Source organism: Cryobacterium sp. TMT2-15-1 (assembly GCF_004402345.1).
Taxonomy (GTDB): Bacteria; Actinomycetota; Actinomycetes; order Actinomycetales; family Microbacteriaceae; genus Cryobacterium; species Cryobacterium sandaracinum.
This window is the reverse complement of the sequence record NZ_SOGD01000019.1, coordinates 90,878-106,367: the sequence shown is the minus strand read 5'-3', so window position 1 is coordinate 106,367 and position 15,490 is coordinate 90,878. Positions and strand designations below refer to the sequence as shown.

10 protein-coding genes are annotated in these 15,490 nt (G+C 69.7%); 2 read left to right on the top strand and 8 right to left on the bottom strand.

Annotated elements, in window-relative coordinates:
* Positions 1-13: 13 nt before the first annotated feature.
* A complete protein-coding gene (locus E3O62_RS04205) occupies positions 14-3,277 on the top strand; it encodes an efflux RND transporter permease subunit (RefSeq protein ID WP_134397644.1) in 3,264 nt (1,087 codons plus the stop codon).
* Positions 3,278-3,366: 89 nt separating this feature from the next.
* On the opposite strand, the gene E3O62_RS17300 is transcribed toward E3O62_RS04205, so the two are convergent.
* Complete coding sequence (locus E3O62_RS17300; protein WP_134397643.1) at positions 3,367-3,981, bottom strand: DUF4232 domain-containing protein; 615 nt, start codon at positions 3,979-3,981, stop codon at positions 3,367-3,369.
* 142 nt (positions 3,982-4,123) lie between these two features.
* On the opposite strand from E3O62_RS17300, the gene E3O62_RS04195 reads away from it, so the two are divergent.
* Complete coding sequence (locus E3O62_RS04195; RefSeq protein ID WP_134394035.1) at positions 4,124-5,488, top strand: protein kinase; 1,365 nt, start codon at positions 4,124-4,126, stop codon at positions 5,486-5,488.
* A 66-nt stretch (positions 5,489-5,554) separates the two neighbouring features.
* Here E3O62_RS04195 and E3O62_RS04190 read toward each other — a convergent pair whose 3' ends face one another.
* From E3O62_RS04190 to E3O62_RS04160, 7 genes are all read right to left on the bottom strand, one after another.
* The gene (locus E3O62_RS04190) at positions 5,555-6,835 is read right to left on the bottom strand and encodes a hemolysin family protein (RefSeq protein ID WP_134397642.1); all 1,281 of its coding nucleotides are present in this window, start codon (positions 6,833-6,835) and stop codon (positions 5,555-5,557) included.
* 432 nt (positions 6,836-7,267) lie between these two features.
* Positions 7,268-8,464, bottom strand: coding sequence for an imidazolonepropionase (gene hutI, locus E3O62_RS04185; RefSeq protein ID WP_134397641.1), 1,197 nt, complete (start codon positions 8,462-8,464; stop codon positions 7,268-7,270).
* Positions 8,461-9,942, bottom strand: coding sequence for an amidohydrolase family protein (locus E3O62_RS04180; RefSeq protein WP_134397640.1), 1,482 nt, complete (start codon positions 9,940-9,942; stop codon positions 8,461-8,463). The genes hutI and E3O62_RS04180 overlap by 4 nt, the downstream gene beginning before the upstream one ends.
* Positions 9,943-10,016: 74 nt before the next feature.
* Positions 10,017-11,237, bottom strand: a complete 1,221-nt coding sequence (locus E3O62_RS04175; RefSeq protein ID WP_206750870.1) for an allantoate amidohydrolase — start codon at positions 11,235-11,237, stop codon at positions 10,017-10,019.
* 13 nt (positions 11,238-11,250) lie between these two features.
* Entirely contained in the window at positions 11,251-12,939 is a 1,689-nt protein-coding gene (gene hutU / locus E3O62_RS04170) for a urocanate hydratase (RefSeq protein WP_134394031.1), read from the bottom strand.
* A gap of 36 nt (positions 12,940-12,975) precedes the next feature.
* Positions 12,976-13,647: an IclR family transcriptional regulator gene (locus tag E3O62_RS04165; RefSeq protein WP_134394030.1), complete on the bottom strand. Its 672-nt coding sequence runs from the start codon at positions 13,645-13,647 to the stop codon at positions 12,976-12,978.
* Positions 13,648-13,862: 215 nt separating this feature from the next.
* Positions 13,863-15,383, bottom strand: coding sequence for a SulP family inorganic anion transporter (locus E3O62_RS04160; protein ID WP_134397639.1), 1,521 nt, complete (start codon positions 15,381-15,383; stop codon positions 13,863-13,865).
* Between the last annotated feature and the right edge of the window lie 107 nt (positions 15,384-15,490).

The following is a 15,490-nucleotide window of genomic DNA, read 5'->3' as shown; positions in this document are numbered from 1 at the left end:
AGATACTGAACGGGTGCATTTTCTCGCTGTCTTGAGCATGAAGAACCGGGCGCTGATCGCGCTGATCACCATCGTCGTCGCCGTTTTCGGCAGCCTCGCCCTGACCAGCCTCAAGCAGGAGCTGATCCCTTCCCTGCAGCTGCCGCAACTGGTGGTCTCGACGAGTTACCCGGGCGCCTCGCCCGAGGTCGTCAACGACGACGTGTCGACGCCGATCGAGACGGCGATCCAGGGCATCCCCGGGCTCGAATCCACCTCGACGACCAGCAGCACCGACGCGTCGCTGGTCAGCGCCACGTTCACCTACGGCACCGACCTGGTCAAGGCCGAATCGCGCATCAGTCAGGCCATCAACCGCATCAAGTCGACCATGCCGGAGAACCTCGACCCGCAGGTGCTCTCTGGCAGCATCGACGACTTCCCGGTGCTCTCCCTCGCCGTGTCCGGCGGCGACCGCGACACCCTCGCCGACGACCTCAAGCGCAGCGTACTGGGCGACATCCGTGATGTGCAGGGCGTGCGCGAGGCAGCCGTGGTCGGCGACGTCGGCCGCCGCGTGACCATCACGCCGGATGCCGCGAAGCTGGCCGAACGCGGCCTGACCAGCCAGGGCATCCGCAGTGCGCTGGAGCAGAACGGGTCGCTGATCCCGGCCGGTTCGCTGACCGAAGACGACACCACCCTCTCGGTGCAGACAGGATCGAAGCTCGGTGAGGCCGAGGACATCGCGGCGCTTCCGATCCTCGCCCCGGTGCCCGGCGCGGGTCTGACCACCATCGGCGACGTCGCCAACGTCTCCCTCGGCGAGAACCCGGTCGCGAGCATCTCCCGTGTCGACGGCCGGCCGGCACTGACCATCGCGGTCACCAAGGTGCCCGCAGCGAACACGGTCGACGTGTCCGAGGCCGTGCGCGCGATCCTGCCCCGGCTGGAGGCGGCGGTCCCCGGCGCGACCTTCACGGTCGTCTTCGACCAGGCGCCGTTCATCCAGGAATCGATCGACGCGCTCACCGAAGAGGGCTTGCTCGGACTGATCTTCGCCGTTCTCGTGATCCTCGTGTTCCTGCTCTCGGTGCGGGCGACCCTGGTCACGGCGATCTCGATCCCGACCTCGGTGCTGATCACCTTCATCGGCCTGCAGGGCGTGGGCTATTCGCTGAACATCCTCACCCTCGGCGCCCTCACCATCGCGATCGGGCGCGTCGTAGACGACTCCATCGTGGTGATCGAGAACATCACCCGCAACCTGGTCGAGGGCGCCGACCGCGCCGCGACCATCGTGCGCGCGGTGCGCGAGGTGGCCGGGGCGATCACGGCATCCACCATCACCACCGTCACCGTGTTCCTGCCGATCGCGTTCGTCGGCGGCTCGACCGGGGAACTGTTCCGGCCGTTCGCGCTAACCGTCTCGATCGCCCTGCTCGCGTCGCTGCTGGTTTCTCTGACCATCGTGCCCGTGCTCGCATTCTGGTTCCTGCGGCCGGCCAGGGCGGTCGCGCCCGCCCCGGTGGTTGAGCCCGTCGAAACGCCCCTGGCCCTTACTGCGGAGGTCTCGACCGCCTCGCCGATCTCGACAGGCTCGCCCACCGTCAGCGTCGAGCCCGCCACCTCGCGCCGCACCCGCCACAACGGCAGCGCGGACGCCCCACCCGAGGAGCGCCCGAGCCGCCTTCAGATCGGCTACCTCCCGGTCATCCGCTGGACCCTGAACCACGCCGTCGCGACACTCCTGGTCGCAGTGCTCGTGCTGGGCGGCACAGTGGCCCTGGTTCCCTATATGAAGATCAACTTCCTCGGCTCGACCGGGCAGACCACCTTCCGCGTCACCCAGACACTGCCGGTGGGCACCAGCCTCGCAGCTCAGGACGACGCCTCCACGGCAGCCGAGAAGTCCCTTCGCGGCACCGACGGCGTCGAAATCGTGCAGGTCTCCATCGGCGGCGGCAACGCCCTGGCCGCATTCGGCGGCGGCGTGTCGTCAAACACCGTGACCTACTCGATCACCACCGACGGGGAGGCCAACCCCGACGAGGTTCAGGATGTCGTGCGAGACCAGCTCACGGCCCTGAACGGAAGCGGAGAATTCTCGATCTCGTCCGGCGGAGGGTTCGGCGGGACATCCGATATCGCCGTGGATGTGACCGCGGCCACGAACGCCGACCTGCAGAGGGCCACCGACGCGGTGCTCGCCGCCGTGGAGGACCTCGACGCGATCAAGGAGAGCTCAAGCAATCTGGCGGCCTCACGCCCCTACATCGCGGTGACCGTCGACCGGGATGCCGCGGGTGCCGTGGGCCTGAGCGAGCTCGCCCTGGGCGCACTGGTGTCGCAGGCCATGCAGCCGAGCGTGATCGGATCCATCGTGATCGACGAGACGACCCTGTCGGTCTACCTGCAGTCCGAGGCGCCGCCGACGACGACGGCCGAGCTCGCGGCCCTGAGTATCCCGACCCTGGCCGGACCGGTTGCCCTGGACACCCTGGCCACGGTCGAGCAGGTCGAGGGTCCGTCCACCCTCACCACGACGAAGGGGCTGCGCACGGCGACCGTGTCCGCCACCCCCAGCATCGACGACCTGGGTGCGGCCAACGCGCAGATGACGGCAGCCCTGGCCGACACCGCTTTGCCGGAGGGCGCGACGGCGACGCTCGGCGGGGTAACCGCCGACCAGACCGAGGCGTTCGCGCAGCTCGGGCTCGCGCTGCTGATCGCCATCCTGATCGTCTACATCGTGATGGTGGCGACCTTCCGGTCGCTGCTGCAGCCACTGCTGCTGCTGGTGTCGGTGCCGTTCGCGGCGACCGGCGCGATCGCCCTGCAGGTGATCACCGGCATCCCGCTGGGTGTGCCCTCGCTGATCGGCGTGCTGATGCTGATCGGCATCGTCGTGACCAACGCCATCGTGCTGATCGACCTGGTCAACCAGTACCGGCGTCGCGGGCAGTCGGTGCGGGAGGCGCTGGTCAACGGTGCGTCCCGTCGTCTGCGCCCGATCCTGATGACCGCGCTCGCCACGATATTCGCGCTGCTGCCGATGGCGGTCGGCCTCACCGGAACGGGCGGTTTCATCTCGCAGCCGCTGGCCCTCGTTGTCATCGGCGGGCTGGTCTCCTCGACCGTGCTGACCCTGGTGGTGCTGCCCGTGCTGTACTTCCTGGTCGAGGGCGGCCGGGAGCGCCGGGCCGAGCGGCGCGCATCCGCCGGGCCGAGCTGCGCGCATCCGCCGGGGTTATGCACGCAACGCTGCGGCTACCTCAGGAAAACCGGTGCCGGCTGAAGCCCCTGCCCCCGGGATCAGGCAACGGATGCCGCGGCCTCGCCCGGATCTCCTGAGTTGGCCACCGTGCGGCCGAAGCCGGCCCGGCTCTAGAAGCTGACCGGGGCCGGGGCCAGCGGGCCGGTGCGCACGAGCACGGTGCTGTCGTCGTCACAGCCCTCGATCGGGTTCGGCGTGGCCACCCGGCTCGCGGTGTCCCAGCCGGGCAGCGTCACGTCGAGGGCGCCGACCGGCACGAGGGGACAGTCGTACGCGCCGGCTTGGCCGAGGTGCAGCAGGCTGTACGCGGATGTCCCGGGCGCCAACGCGAGGACCGCCACCGGGTACCAGCGTCCCGGCTCGGTGTCGGAAACGGATCCGACCGGCACATTCGGGGCCGTGCCGACCAGAGTCGTCACCGGGTAGCCCTCGACCGTGCACGCCGCCGAGCCGATGTTCGTGAGACGCAGGTCCCAGTAGAAGTTGCCCATGCCGCTGTCCTGAGGCCGCGACTGCAGCGACAGCGACAGTTGGTTCGGGCCGCAGGTGCCGGCGGAGGCCGAATCGGCGGGAGCGGGCGTCGAGGACAGCGTGGCTGGGGAGGTCGGGGTCGAAGTTGCCGTCGGGGTCGAACCGGGCGACGAGACACCGCCTGTCGGGGGTGAACCCGGCCCCGCGCATCCGGCCAGCAGCAACGCCGCCGCGCACCCCAGTCCAACTGCCATTGACCGCCCTCGACCCCGCATCACCGTCATAGCCCCAGTTTCACACTCCCTGGGCGTTGTCGCCCAGGGACACGGGCGCGGGCCAAAGATGTGTAACATCCCCCGCGAAGCTGACCTAGACTCATTTCCAAAGGGGGGTCTGATGACCACGCAATTTCCGAAGTTCCTGGACGCACGCTACCGGGTTAAGGACCTGATCGGCCGCGGCGGAATGGCCTCGGTCTACCGGGCCACCGACGAGCGTCTGGGTCGGGACGTGGCGATCAAGATCTTCGAACTTCGCGCCACCGACGTGCCCAATATTCAGCGCCAGCAAGCCGAGATCAACGTGCTGGCAAGCCTGAACCACCACAGCATTGTCACCCTGTTCGACGTCGGTGTGGACCGGACCGAGGCGGACCACCCGCAGATCTTCCTTGTGATGGAGCTCGTGGACGGCGTCAACCTGCGTCAGCGACTCGACCGGGATCCGATGTCGACGCGGCACATCGCCCAGATCGGTTACGACCTGGCGGAGGGGCTCGACTACATCCACGGGCGCGGCGTCATCCACCGTGATATCAAACCGGCGAACATCCTCCTCGCGGAATACAGCTCGGATTCCCGAGCGCGCGCGCGGCTGACCGATTTCGGCATCGCCCTGTTCCCGGACAGCGCGCGGGTGACCACCCAGGGGATGACGACGGGCACGGCCGCCTATCTCAGTCCGGAGCAGGCCCGAGGAGAGAACCTCGGACCGGCGAGCGACATCTATGCGTTGGGGCTCGTGCTCCTGGAATGCTTCACCGGTGAGACGGCGTTCCCCGGGGAGCCGATCCCGTCGGCCCTAGCCAGACTCCAGCGCGACCCTGCCATCCCGCAGGCACTCGCCCCGGAGTGGCGGCACCTTCTGTCGACCATGCTGGCCCGCAAGCCGGAGCAGCGCCCGCCGACCGCGGAGGTGGTGCTCGCTCTGCACCAAGCTGTTATCGCGGAAACCGGCCGCCATCGTAGTGCCGTGGATCACAACCTCGTCAGCGACGAATCCGCACGGCTGCACGAGGTCGCGCGCCTCGACATTCTCGACACTCCCGCCGACGGCGCCTTCGACCGGATTGCCGCGCTCGCCGCCCGGTTGTACGATGTGCCGATCGCGATCGTCAGTATCGTCGACACCGACCGTATCTGGTTCAAATCGCATCACGGCCTCGACCTCGAGGAGATCCCCCGCGATCCGGGCCTCTGTGCCTCAGCCATCATGTCCGAGGGACCCTGGGTGGTAGAGGATGCCCGCACCGACCCGCGCGCGCTCGCAAACCCACTCGTGGCCGAGGAATTCGGCCTGCAGTTTTATGCCGGAGTGCCCCTGACGACCCGGAACGGTTACAACCTCGGCACCCTGTGCGTTATCGACTTCCGACCGCGCGCCATCACCACGCCCGAGCTCCGAACCCTCACCGACCTTGCCGCCCTGGTGATGAGCGAACTCGAACTGCGGCTGGAAAGCCGGCGCGCTGCTCTTTCCTGAAGGGAAGCGGCCCCGTGGCGTGATCAGGCGGTGTGGCCAGGCGCAGTGGTCACGCGGAGTCCTCGCTCAGCCGGCACCGACCTCGATGACGCTGACGCGCAGCCCGTCGAGAGCGGCGACCCGCAACTGGTAGTCCCCGGCCGAGACGGTGTCACCCACCTGGGGCATGCGTCCGAGCCGGTAGGTCACGAAGCCGGCCGCGGTCTCATAGGGGCCGTCCTCGAGTTCGACTCCTGTGGCATCCGTGAAGTCTTCGATATTCAGGCCGCCATCCGCCAGCCGGGCCTGGCCGTTCTCGTCGGAGTGTCCCTCGGGCACAGGCAGGTCGTACTCGTCGTGGATCTCACCCACGAGCTCCTCAACGAGATCCTCGAGAGTCACGATACCGTCGGTGCCGCCGTATTCGTCGACGACGATCGCGATGTGCACGCCGGCACGGCGCAGCTGGGTCATGGCCGGCAGGATGCGATTGGTGCCGGGAAGGAAGACGATGGCCCGCACCACCTCGGCTACGGTCGTCGCGCCGGGGTGGGCGTCGGGGTCCAGGAGATCGCGCACGTGTACGAAGCCCAGCACCTCGTCGATTGAGCGGCCGATCACCGGATAGCGCGAGTGCGGCAGCGACCGGATCTCCTCCAGGGCGGCGGGAATCGTCTGCGTGCCGACCAGGAAGTCGACGTCTCCGCGATGGCGCATCACCTCCTTGACCAGCCTGTTGGTGGCGTCGAGCACTTCACTCAGGATGTGCCGTTCCTCGACCTCGAGGCCCTCGTGTGCGGCGACGAGGTCGCGCAATTCCTCATCAGACACGAGCTCGCTCCGGGCGTGCGGGTCTCCGCCCAGGAGCCGCACAACGGCGTTCGTCGAGACGGACAGCAGCCAGATCACGGGGCGCATCAGGGTCGCGAAGACCTGGAGTGGCGGCGCGAGCGCGAGCGCGAAGCTGCTGGCCTTCTGCAGTGCGAATCGCTTCGGCACGAGTTCCCCCAACACCAGGGAGAGGTAGGCGACGAGGAGCGTCAGACCGACCAGGGCAAGCGTGTCCGCGGCCCCTTTCGACAGCCCGAGTACCACCAGCAGCGGGGCGAGGTCGGGCGCCAGCGTGGAGGCACCGTAGGCGGCGGACAGGAACCCGGCGACGGTGACGCCGATCTGCACGGCCGCCAGAAACCGGTTCGGGTCCCGGGCCAGGTGGGCGACCGTTTTGCCACGCGTGCTTTCGCGTTCCAGCGCGTGCAGCTGGCTCTCGCGCAGGGACACCAACGCCAACTCGGTCGCTGCGAACACGCCGCCGATGAGCACGAACAGCAGCACGAGCGCCAGGTTGAGCCAGGTATAAACGTCCATGCCGGTCATTATAAAGCCGTTCGAGGACTCCACCCGGGCCGCGCCGCTGCTTCGACTCCTCCTGCGTGTGGCTAACTCAGGAGATCCGGCGAGTCGGCTGCCGATCGGGTGGCGGTGCCGCGGAAATGCAGAGGGTGCAGTGACGAAGCCGGCCATTCTCCTGAGTTAGCCGCGGGCGGGCGGGCTCCTGCCCGGACGTCGGCTGGCTGGCTGGTCGGTGACGGCGCGACTTGGCCCGGGAGGTGCTCTTCGGTGCCTCGGGTGCATAACTCCTGGGATTTTTCGAGACCGCGCCGGACATCCGCGGAATTCCGGGGGTGCCCGATAAGTGATTGAGCAATGTGCAGGAGTCATGCACGACGGGGTGGGGTGGGCTGGAAGGGGGCGGCAAGGGAGAGGGGACAGTGAGGGCGCGAGGCGCAAATCCCTCGGTCAGGCCGGGAGCGGTGATGGGCCGCGGCGGCCGGTCCGCACACCCTGCCGCCAGACCGCCCAGGTCAGCGGCACGCCGGGGCGGTAGGCGAGATGAGCGACGGATGGCGCGTCAAGCACCTGCAGGTCGGCCCGCCCGCCCACGCGCAGGGCTCCGACCGCGTCCGTTCCCGTGTCGCGGCCGAGAGCCCGGGCTCCGCCGCGGGTCGCCGCCCACACCGCCTCCTCGATCGTCAGACCCATTTGCAGCACCGCGGTGGCCACGCAGAACGCCATCGACGTCGTGTAGGAGCTGCCCGGATTGCAGTTGGTGGCCAGGGCGATGCTCGCGCCGGCATCGAGCAGCCGCCGGGCCGGCGGGAACGGCTGCCGGGTGGAGAGGTCGCAGGCCGGCAGCAGGGTGGCCACGGTGGCTGAGGCGGCGAGGGCGTCGAGGTCCGCCGGCTCGAGGTGGTTGCAGTGGTCGACACTCGCCGCGCCGAGCTCCACCGCGAGGCGCACCCCGCCGCTGAATCCCAGCTGGTTGCCGTGCAGGCGCAGGCCGAGGCCGGCGGCACGGCCGGCCAGTAGCACCTCCCGGCTCTCCGCCACATCGAACGCCCCGACCTCGCAGAACACGTCGACGAACTGTGCGTGCGGAGCCACCACGGCGAGCATCGGTCCGGTGACCAGGTCCAGGTAGTCGCGCCGGTCGATGCCCGGCGGCACGATATGCGCGCCGAGGAATGTGACGACATCAGCGACGGATGCCGCCACCCGAGCCGACCGCGCCTCGCTCGCCAGGTCGAGGCCGTAGCCGGTCTTGCTCTCGAGGAACGTGGTGCCCTGCGCCTCCGCCTCGCGCCGCAGCCGGGCCGCCGCGGCCGTGAGCTGCGCCTCGGTCGCGGCGCGAGTGGCAGCCACGGTGGTCAGGATTCCTCCCGCCGCGTAGGGCTGACCGCCCATCCGGGCCTCGAATTCCGTGGCCCGGTCGCCTGCGAACACCAGGTGGGTGTGGCTGTCGACCCAGCCGGGCAGAGCGGCCCGGCCGCCGGCATCCGTGCGGACATCGGCCGCCGGTGCCGCGGACGCCGCGCCGATCCACGCGATGCGGCCGCCCTCGATCACGAGGGCAGCATCGGCGAGGCGCGGGGCGCCGTCCGCCTGCGTGGTCAGTTCCCGGATACCGGTGATCAGCTCGGTCGGTTCGGGGGTCACGGTCGTTCTCCTGACGCGAGCGCGGCGGTGCCGTCGAGCGCGGCGAGGGCGTCGCGCAGCAGGATCTCGGGTCGCAGCGTGCCCGACGCCCGCCCGTCAGGCCCGCCCGCGCCACCCACCAGCACCCCGGAGTCGGCGACGACGCGTCCGCCCACGATCACCCGGCGCACGTCGGCGGCCGTCGCGGTCAGCGGCAGCTGCTCCGGCAGCGACCCGGCTGTGCGGATGCTGTCGCTCGCCACCTCCACGAGGTCGCACAGGTCACCGGGGATGAGGCGCTGCCGGCCGAGTCCGAGCGCGGCATAGCCGTGGTCCGAAGCGGCCACGAGCAGTTCGGCGGGCGTGAACCGGCCGCGCCGGCCCGATACCAGACGCTCGCCGGCCTCCAGGCCGCGCATCTCGAGCAGCGGGTCGATGACGGCGTTCTGGTCCGAGCCGAGGGCTATCCGGGCGCCGGCCCGCTGCAACGCCAGGGCCGGCCCGATCCCGTCGCCGAGGTCGGCTTCCGTGGTCGGGCACATCACAACCGAGGCCTCGGATGTCCCGATCAGCGCCACATCCTCGTCGGTGAGGTGCGTGGCGTGCACGACGCTCAGCCGCGGAGCGAGCGCCCCGATCCCGGCCAGCACCTCGGTTGGGGTCCGGCCGTAGGCGGCCCGGCAGTCCGCGTTCTCCTGAGGCTGCTCCGACAGGTGGATGTGCAGTGGAACGGCATCGGGCAGCCCGGCGAGCGCCTCCCGGATCGCGGTCGGGGACACCGCCCGCACCGAATGGATCGCCGCGCCCAGGGTGACGCGGGTATCCGTGCTGGCCTGGGTGCCTGACCGGGCGTCGGCCTGGCTATCGGCCTGGCGGTCAGTCTGGGAGCCGTCGCCGTCGCCGTCATCTGCCGTGGCAGCACGGCCGAGCGCCTCGCGCAGCGAGTGCCACCGGGCCAGCCAGGCGGCGGCCGATCCGTCGCCGAAGGCGCGCTGCGCGGGGGTGAGTGGCATTCCGATTCCGCCGTCGAGGTAGAGCGTGTCAAGCAGCACCAGCCGGATGCCCACCTCCCGTGCCGCGGCCGCCAACGCCAGTTCCATGGCGTGTTCGGCGGGGTAGCGGGAGCCGCCCGGCCGGTGATGCAGATAGTGGAACTCGCCGACTGCCGTGAAACCGGAGGCCAGCATCTCGGCGAACACGGCCCGTGCCAGCAGGAAGTACCGCTTGGGGTCGAGGCCGGCGGCCACCTGGTACATGGCCTCCCGCCACTGCCAGAAGTCGCCGCCGGCGTCGTGGGTGCGGCCCCGCAACGCCCGGTGGAAGGCGTGCGAGTGCGCGTTCGCCAGCCCCGGCAGCACGGTGCCGAGCCGCACGTCGCCGGGCCGCGGCTCGGAGCGCGGTGTGACGGCCTGAAGGCGCCCGTCCGTGCCCACCTCCAGCCGCACGCCGGGCAGGGCAGCCCCGTCGACCAGCGCCAGCTCGCACCAGTAGGCGGCCACCGGTGGCCCCGACTGTCCAGCCCCAGCCCCAGCCCCAGCCCCAGTCCCGACCCCAGCCCCGACCCCGCGCGCGCTCACAGCAGGCTCCGCAGCAGGGTCTCGAGGGCGTCGATCCCGGCGACGCAGTCGCCCACCTCGGCGAATTCTTCGGGGGAGTGCGAGACGCCGGTGGGATTGCGCACGAAGAGCATGGCGCTCGGCACGCTCGCTGCGAGCACGCCGGCATCGTGCCCGGCACCCGTCGGCAGGGCCGGAACGAGGGCGTCAGCGCCGAGCACCGACCGGAATCGTCCCACGAGCTCGGGGTCGAACGTCACCGTTCCGGTCCAGGACTCCTCGGTGACGGCCACGGAGCATCCGTTCACCTGGGCGGCCTCGCCGACGGCCGCCGCGATTGCGGCGACCAGATCGCGGGTCTCGGCGTCGGTGGGCGCGCGGGCGTCGAGCCAGGCGTGCACGGATGACGCGATCACGTTGGTCCCGCCCGGCACCACCTCCAGGCGGCCGACCGTGGCGCGCGCGCCGGGGTGTCCCCCGGTGGCATCCTGCACGGCGACGATCGCGCGGGCAGCGGCCACGAGCGGGTCGCGACGGTCTTCCATCGGGGTGGCGCCGGCGTGGTTGCCCTGGCCGGTCACGGTGAGGCGCCAGCGCCCGTGCGCGAGGATCGACGACGCCACCGCCACGGGCCGGCCGAGGTCGATCAGACCGCGGCCCTGCTCCACGTGCAGCTCGATGAAGAGGCCGATGCGGGCCAAAGCGTCCCGGTCGGCGCCGAGGTGCGCAGGGTCGAGCCCGGCGCGGCGGGCCGCCTGGGCCAGGGTGATCCCGTCGGCGTCGATGAGCGCGCGGGCCCGGTCGGCGTCGATACCGCCGGTCAGTAGCCGGGAGCCCAGGCAGGCGATCCCGAATCGGGAGCCCTCCTCCTCGGCGCAGACGAGCACAGCGCAGGGGCGGGACGGCGTGAACCCGGATGCCCGCAGCCGCGCCACGGCCTCGAGCGCACTGACTACGCCGAGGGGGCCGTCGTAGGCGCCGCCGCCGGGAACGGAATCCAGGTGGCTGCCCGTAACCACGGCATCCGGCCCCGGCTCTCCCCACCAGGCCCAGAGGTTGCCGTTACGGTCGGTCTCGACGCTGAGCCCGAGGCGCTCGGCGCGCAGGGCGAACCAGGCCCGCAGCTCGAGGTCGGCACCCTGCCAGAGGTGCCGGGAGTAGCCGCCGCGGCGGGAGTCCCGCCCGGTGTCGGCGATCTCGGCGAGTCCGGCGAGCATCCCGTGGGCGAGCTCGCTCATGCGCACACCCCGCTCACTCCGACTCCCACATCGGCACGCGCAGGCCGCGCTCCCGGGCCACCTCTTCGGCCCGCTGATACCCGGCGTCGACGTGCCGCATCACGCCAGTGCCGGGGTCGTTGGTGAGCACGCGGGCGATCTTCTCGGCGGCCAGGGGGGTGCCGTCGGCCACGATCACCTGGCCGGCGTGGATGCTGCGGCCGATCCCGACGCCGCCGCCGTGGTGGATCGACACCCAGGTGGCACCCGATGCCGTGTTCAGCAGCGCGTTCAGCAGCGGCCAGTCGGCGATCGCATCCGACCCGTCCAGCATGGCCTCGGTCTCCCGGTAGGGCGAGGCCACCGAGCCGGAGTCGAGGTGGTCGCGGCCGATCACGATCGGCGCGCTCAGCTCGCCCGACGCCACCATCTCGTTGAACTTCAGGCCGGCCCGGTGCCGTTCCTGGTAGCCGAGCCAGCAGATCCGGGCCGGCAGACCCTCGAAGTGCACGGTGTCCTGCGCCTTCGTGATCCAGCGGCGCAGGTGCTCGTCCTCGGGGAACAGCTCCACGATGGCCCGGTCGGTGGCCGCGATGTCGGCCGGGTCGCCCGAGAGCGCCACCCAGCGGAACGGGCCTTTGCCCTCGGCGAACAGCGGGCGGATGTAGGCGGGCACGAACCCGGGAAAGTCGAACGCCCGCGCGCAGCCGCCGAGCTCCGCCTCCGCCCGGATCGAGTTGCCGTAGTCGAAGACCTCGGCACCGGCATCCTGGAAGCCCACCATCGCGGTGACCTGCTTCGCCATGGATGCCCGGGCGCGCTCGGTGAATTCCTCGGGCTTCGCGGCCGCGTAGTCATGCCACTCCTCCGCAGTCACGCCCTCTGGCAGGTAGGCCAGCGGGTCGTGCGCGCTGGTCTGGTCGGTGACGATGTCGATCGGCACCCGCCGCTCCAGCAGCTCGGCGAACACGGTCGCCGCGTTGCCGACCACGCCCACCGAGAGGGCGCGCTTCTCGTTCTTCGCCGCGAGCACCCGGGCGACGGCGTCGTCCAGGGTGGGTGCCAGTTCGTCGAGATAGCCATGCTCGACCCGACGCAGCAGCCGGGACTCGTCCACGTCGACGATCAGCACGGCGCCGCCGTTCATGGTCACGGCCAGCGGTTGCGCGCCGCCCATGCCGCCGGCCCCGCCGGTGAGGGTGAGCGTGCCGGCCAGGGTGCCGCCACTGTGTGTGTGAGGCCCGCCCTCACGGGCGGCGATCTTCGCGGCCACGGCGGCAAAGGTCTCATAGGTGCCCTGCAGGATACCCTGAGTGCCGATGTAGATCCACGAACCGGCCGTCATCTGGCCGTACATTGTCAGGCCGAGGGCCTCGAGGCGGCGGAACTCCGGCCAGGTCGCCCAATCGCCGACCAGGTTGGAGTTGGCGATCAGCACCCGCGGCGCCCACTCGTGCGTGCGGAACACGCCGACCGGCTTGCCGGACTGCACCAGCAGCGTTTCGTCCTTTTCCAGCGTGGTGAGTGTACGCACGATGGCGTCGTAGGCTTCCCAGTTGCGGGCGGCCTTGCCCGTGCCGCCGTAGACCACCAGGTTCTCCGGGTGCTCGGCCACGTCAGGGTCGAGATTGTTCATCAGCATCCGCAGCGGGCCCTCGGTCTGCCAGCTTTTCGCGGTCAACTCGGTGCCGCGGGCGGCGCGCACGGGGCGGGATTCGGACATCACTGTCTCCTTGAGGGTTCGGGGGTTCGGGGTCGATCAGTCCATGGGGAGGTTGGGGACGGCGCGGCTGAGACCGGCGGACACGTGCCCGGCAGCCTGGGCCAGCAGCGGGCCGTAGCGACGGATGTCCGCGGGCTCCACCCGGTAGCTCGGGATGACCAGGCTCAGGGCGGCGATTGTTCTGGCTTCCGAACGGATCGGCGCGGCCAGGGCCGTGACATCCGTTTCGACGCCGCGTTCGACGACCACGTAGCCGGTCTCCGGGGTGTGCCCGGTGAGCACCTGCCCGGCCGCGGAGCGTTCGAGCGGCACGGTGCGGCCGACCCAGCTCGAGTGCCGCACCGAGTGGGTGCCCTCAACGATGGCGATGTAGAGCCCGGTGGCGTCGTGGCCCTCGACGCTGAGGTAGACGGACTCGCCGGTCTCGGCGACGAGCCGCTCCATGGCCGGGCGGGAGAGGGTGACCAGCGACTCGCTGCTGAGCGACTGCGCGCCGAGCTGGATGATGCGGCTGCCCGGCAGGTAGGCGCCGTCGTCGGTCTTGTGCACGAAGCCGCGGGTCTCGAGCGTGCGCAGCAGGCGCAGGGCGGTGCTCGGTGCGAGGGCGACGGCGCGTGAGCTCTCCGAGAGCGTGAGCCCGTCGGCGTCGCAGATCACGGCGAGCAGGTCGAGGGCTCGTTCCACGGTGCGGGTGGACGACTCGGCCATGGGTGCTCTCCCGGTTCTCATGCGGATGCTGATGTCATCCAGTAAAACTCAAGTGCCACTGTATGGCAATAGGCGGCTGGGGGACCCGTTCCCATTCACCGGGTCCAGGGCATGACCGCGGACATCGCCCACGTCCTCGCCGACTTCTCCACCTCCCGCGAACCTGTCTACGCCGCGGCGGGGAGTCGGCGACGGATGCTGCTCGGCCGGTGGGGTCAGTGACCCCCGCCGAGGTTGCCGGCGAGACGGGCGTGGATATTGGTGCTGGCATCGTTCATACCCACGATCACAGCGCGTTTGCCGAGACGTTCATATTTGTTCGTGATGGAGTCGAGGGCTGCGACGGTAGAGGCGTCCCAGATGTGGGAGGCGGCCATGTCGATGACGATGCGGTCCGGGTCTTCTGCATACTCGAACTGGGTGGTGAGGTCGTTGCTTGATGCGAAAAAGAGCGCGCCGGTCACGGTGTAGTACGCAGTCGGGACAGACTCATCATTGGACAAGCTGCGTTCAACGTCTACGAGGTGCGCCACCCGGCGGGCGAAGGCGACCATTGCCACGAGAACCCCGACGACTACGCCGATGGCGAGGTTGTGGGTAATTACGACCACAGCGACTGTGGCGACCATGACCGTGGTTTCGCTCTTGGGCATCCTCTGAAGTGTGGACGGACGGATGCTGTGCCAGTCGAAGGTCAGCACCGAGACGATGATCATCACGGCCACCAGGGCGGCCATGGGGATGATGGCGACGACATCGCCGAGAGCGATGACCAGGATCAGCAGGAATACGCCGGCAAGGAACGTGGAGATGCGGGTTCGGGCGCCGGAGGCCTTCACGTTGATCATGGTCTGGCCGATCATGGCGCACCCGCCCATGCCGCCGAAGAAGCCGGAGAGCATGTTGGAGACGCCCTGACCCCAAGTCTCGCGGGTCTTGTGGGAGTGGGTGTCGGTGACCTCGTCGACGAGTTTGGCCGTCATCAGGGACTCGAGGATGCCGACCATGGCCATGGCCAGCGCGTAGGGGGCGATGATCGTGAGCGTCTCGAAGTTGAGGGGGACGTTCGGAATGAAGAGTTCGGGGAGGCTCTTGGGCAATTTGCCCTGGTCGCCGACGGTGGGCACGTTGATTGCGATGGTGACGGTTGCGATGGTCAGCACCACGATGGCGACCAACGGGGCGGGGATGATCTTGGTGAACCGGGGCATGACGACCATGATGATGATTCCGATGGCCACCAGCGGGTACACCATGAACGGTACGCCAAGCAGTTGCGGCAACTGTGCGATGAAGATGAGGATGGCCAGGGCGTTCACGAAGCCGACCATGACGCTGCGGGGGATGAAACGCATGAGCTTGGCCACACCCAGCACGCCCAGGATCACCTGAAGGAGCCCGGCCAGGATGACCGTGGCGATGAAATAATCCATGCCGTACTCGCGTGCTACGGGGGCGATCACCAGGGCGATGGCTCCCGTTGCGGCGGTGATCATCGCGGGGCGGCCGCCGAGGAACGCAATGGATACAGCCATCACGAAGGACGAGAACAACCCAACCCGTGGGTCGACTCCAGCGATGATGGAGAACGAGATCGCCTCCGGGATCAGCGCCATCGCCACGACAAGGCCGGCGAGGACTTCCCGAGTGAGGAGCCGCGGGGTGCGCAGCGCTGTCATCACCGATGGTTCGGCTTTGTAACGGTCGGGTGCGAGGGATTTCTGAACGAGAGCCATGGGGCCTCCAGGGACGAGGGCTCGCGGTGGCGGGCCAGAATGGGGCGAAGGGAAAGGGGTGCGCCCGATGCGCACAACCATGCGCCGGAACGGCGAGGATGGATGGT

Excerpts from the sequence above, each read along its gene's own strand:
- hutU (WP_134394031.1), bottom strand. The coding sequence starts at position 12,939 with ATGTCCGAATCCCGCCCCGTGCGCGCCGCCCGCGGCACCGAGTTGACC.
- E3O62_RS04190 (WP_134397642.1), bottom strand. The coding sequence starts at position 6,835 with ATGGACGTTTATACCTGGCTCAACCTGGCGCTCGTGCTGCTGTTCGTG.
- E3O62_RS04175 (WP_206750870.1), bottom strand. The coding sequence starts at position 11,237 with ATGAGCGAGCTCGCCCACGGGATGCTCGCCGGACTCGCCGAGATCGCC.
- E3O62_RS04195 (WP_134394035.1), top strand. The coding sequence starts at position 4,124 with ATGACCACGCAATTTCCGAAGTTCCTGGACGCACGCTACCGGGTTAAG.
- E3O62_RS17300 (WP_134397643.1), bottom strand. The coding sequence starts at position 3,981 with ATGGCAGTTGGACTGGGGTGCGCGGCGGCGTTGCTGCTGGCCGGATGC.
- E3O62_RS04165 (WP_134394030.1), bottom strand. The coding sequence starts at position 13,647 with ATGGCCGAGTCGTCCACCCGCACCGTGGAACGAGCCCTCGACCTGCTC.
- E3O62_RS04160 (WP_134397639.1), bottom strand. The coding sequence starts at position 15,383 with ATGGCTCTCGTTCAGAAATCCCTCGCACCCGACCGTTACAAAGCCGAA.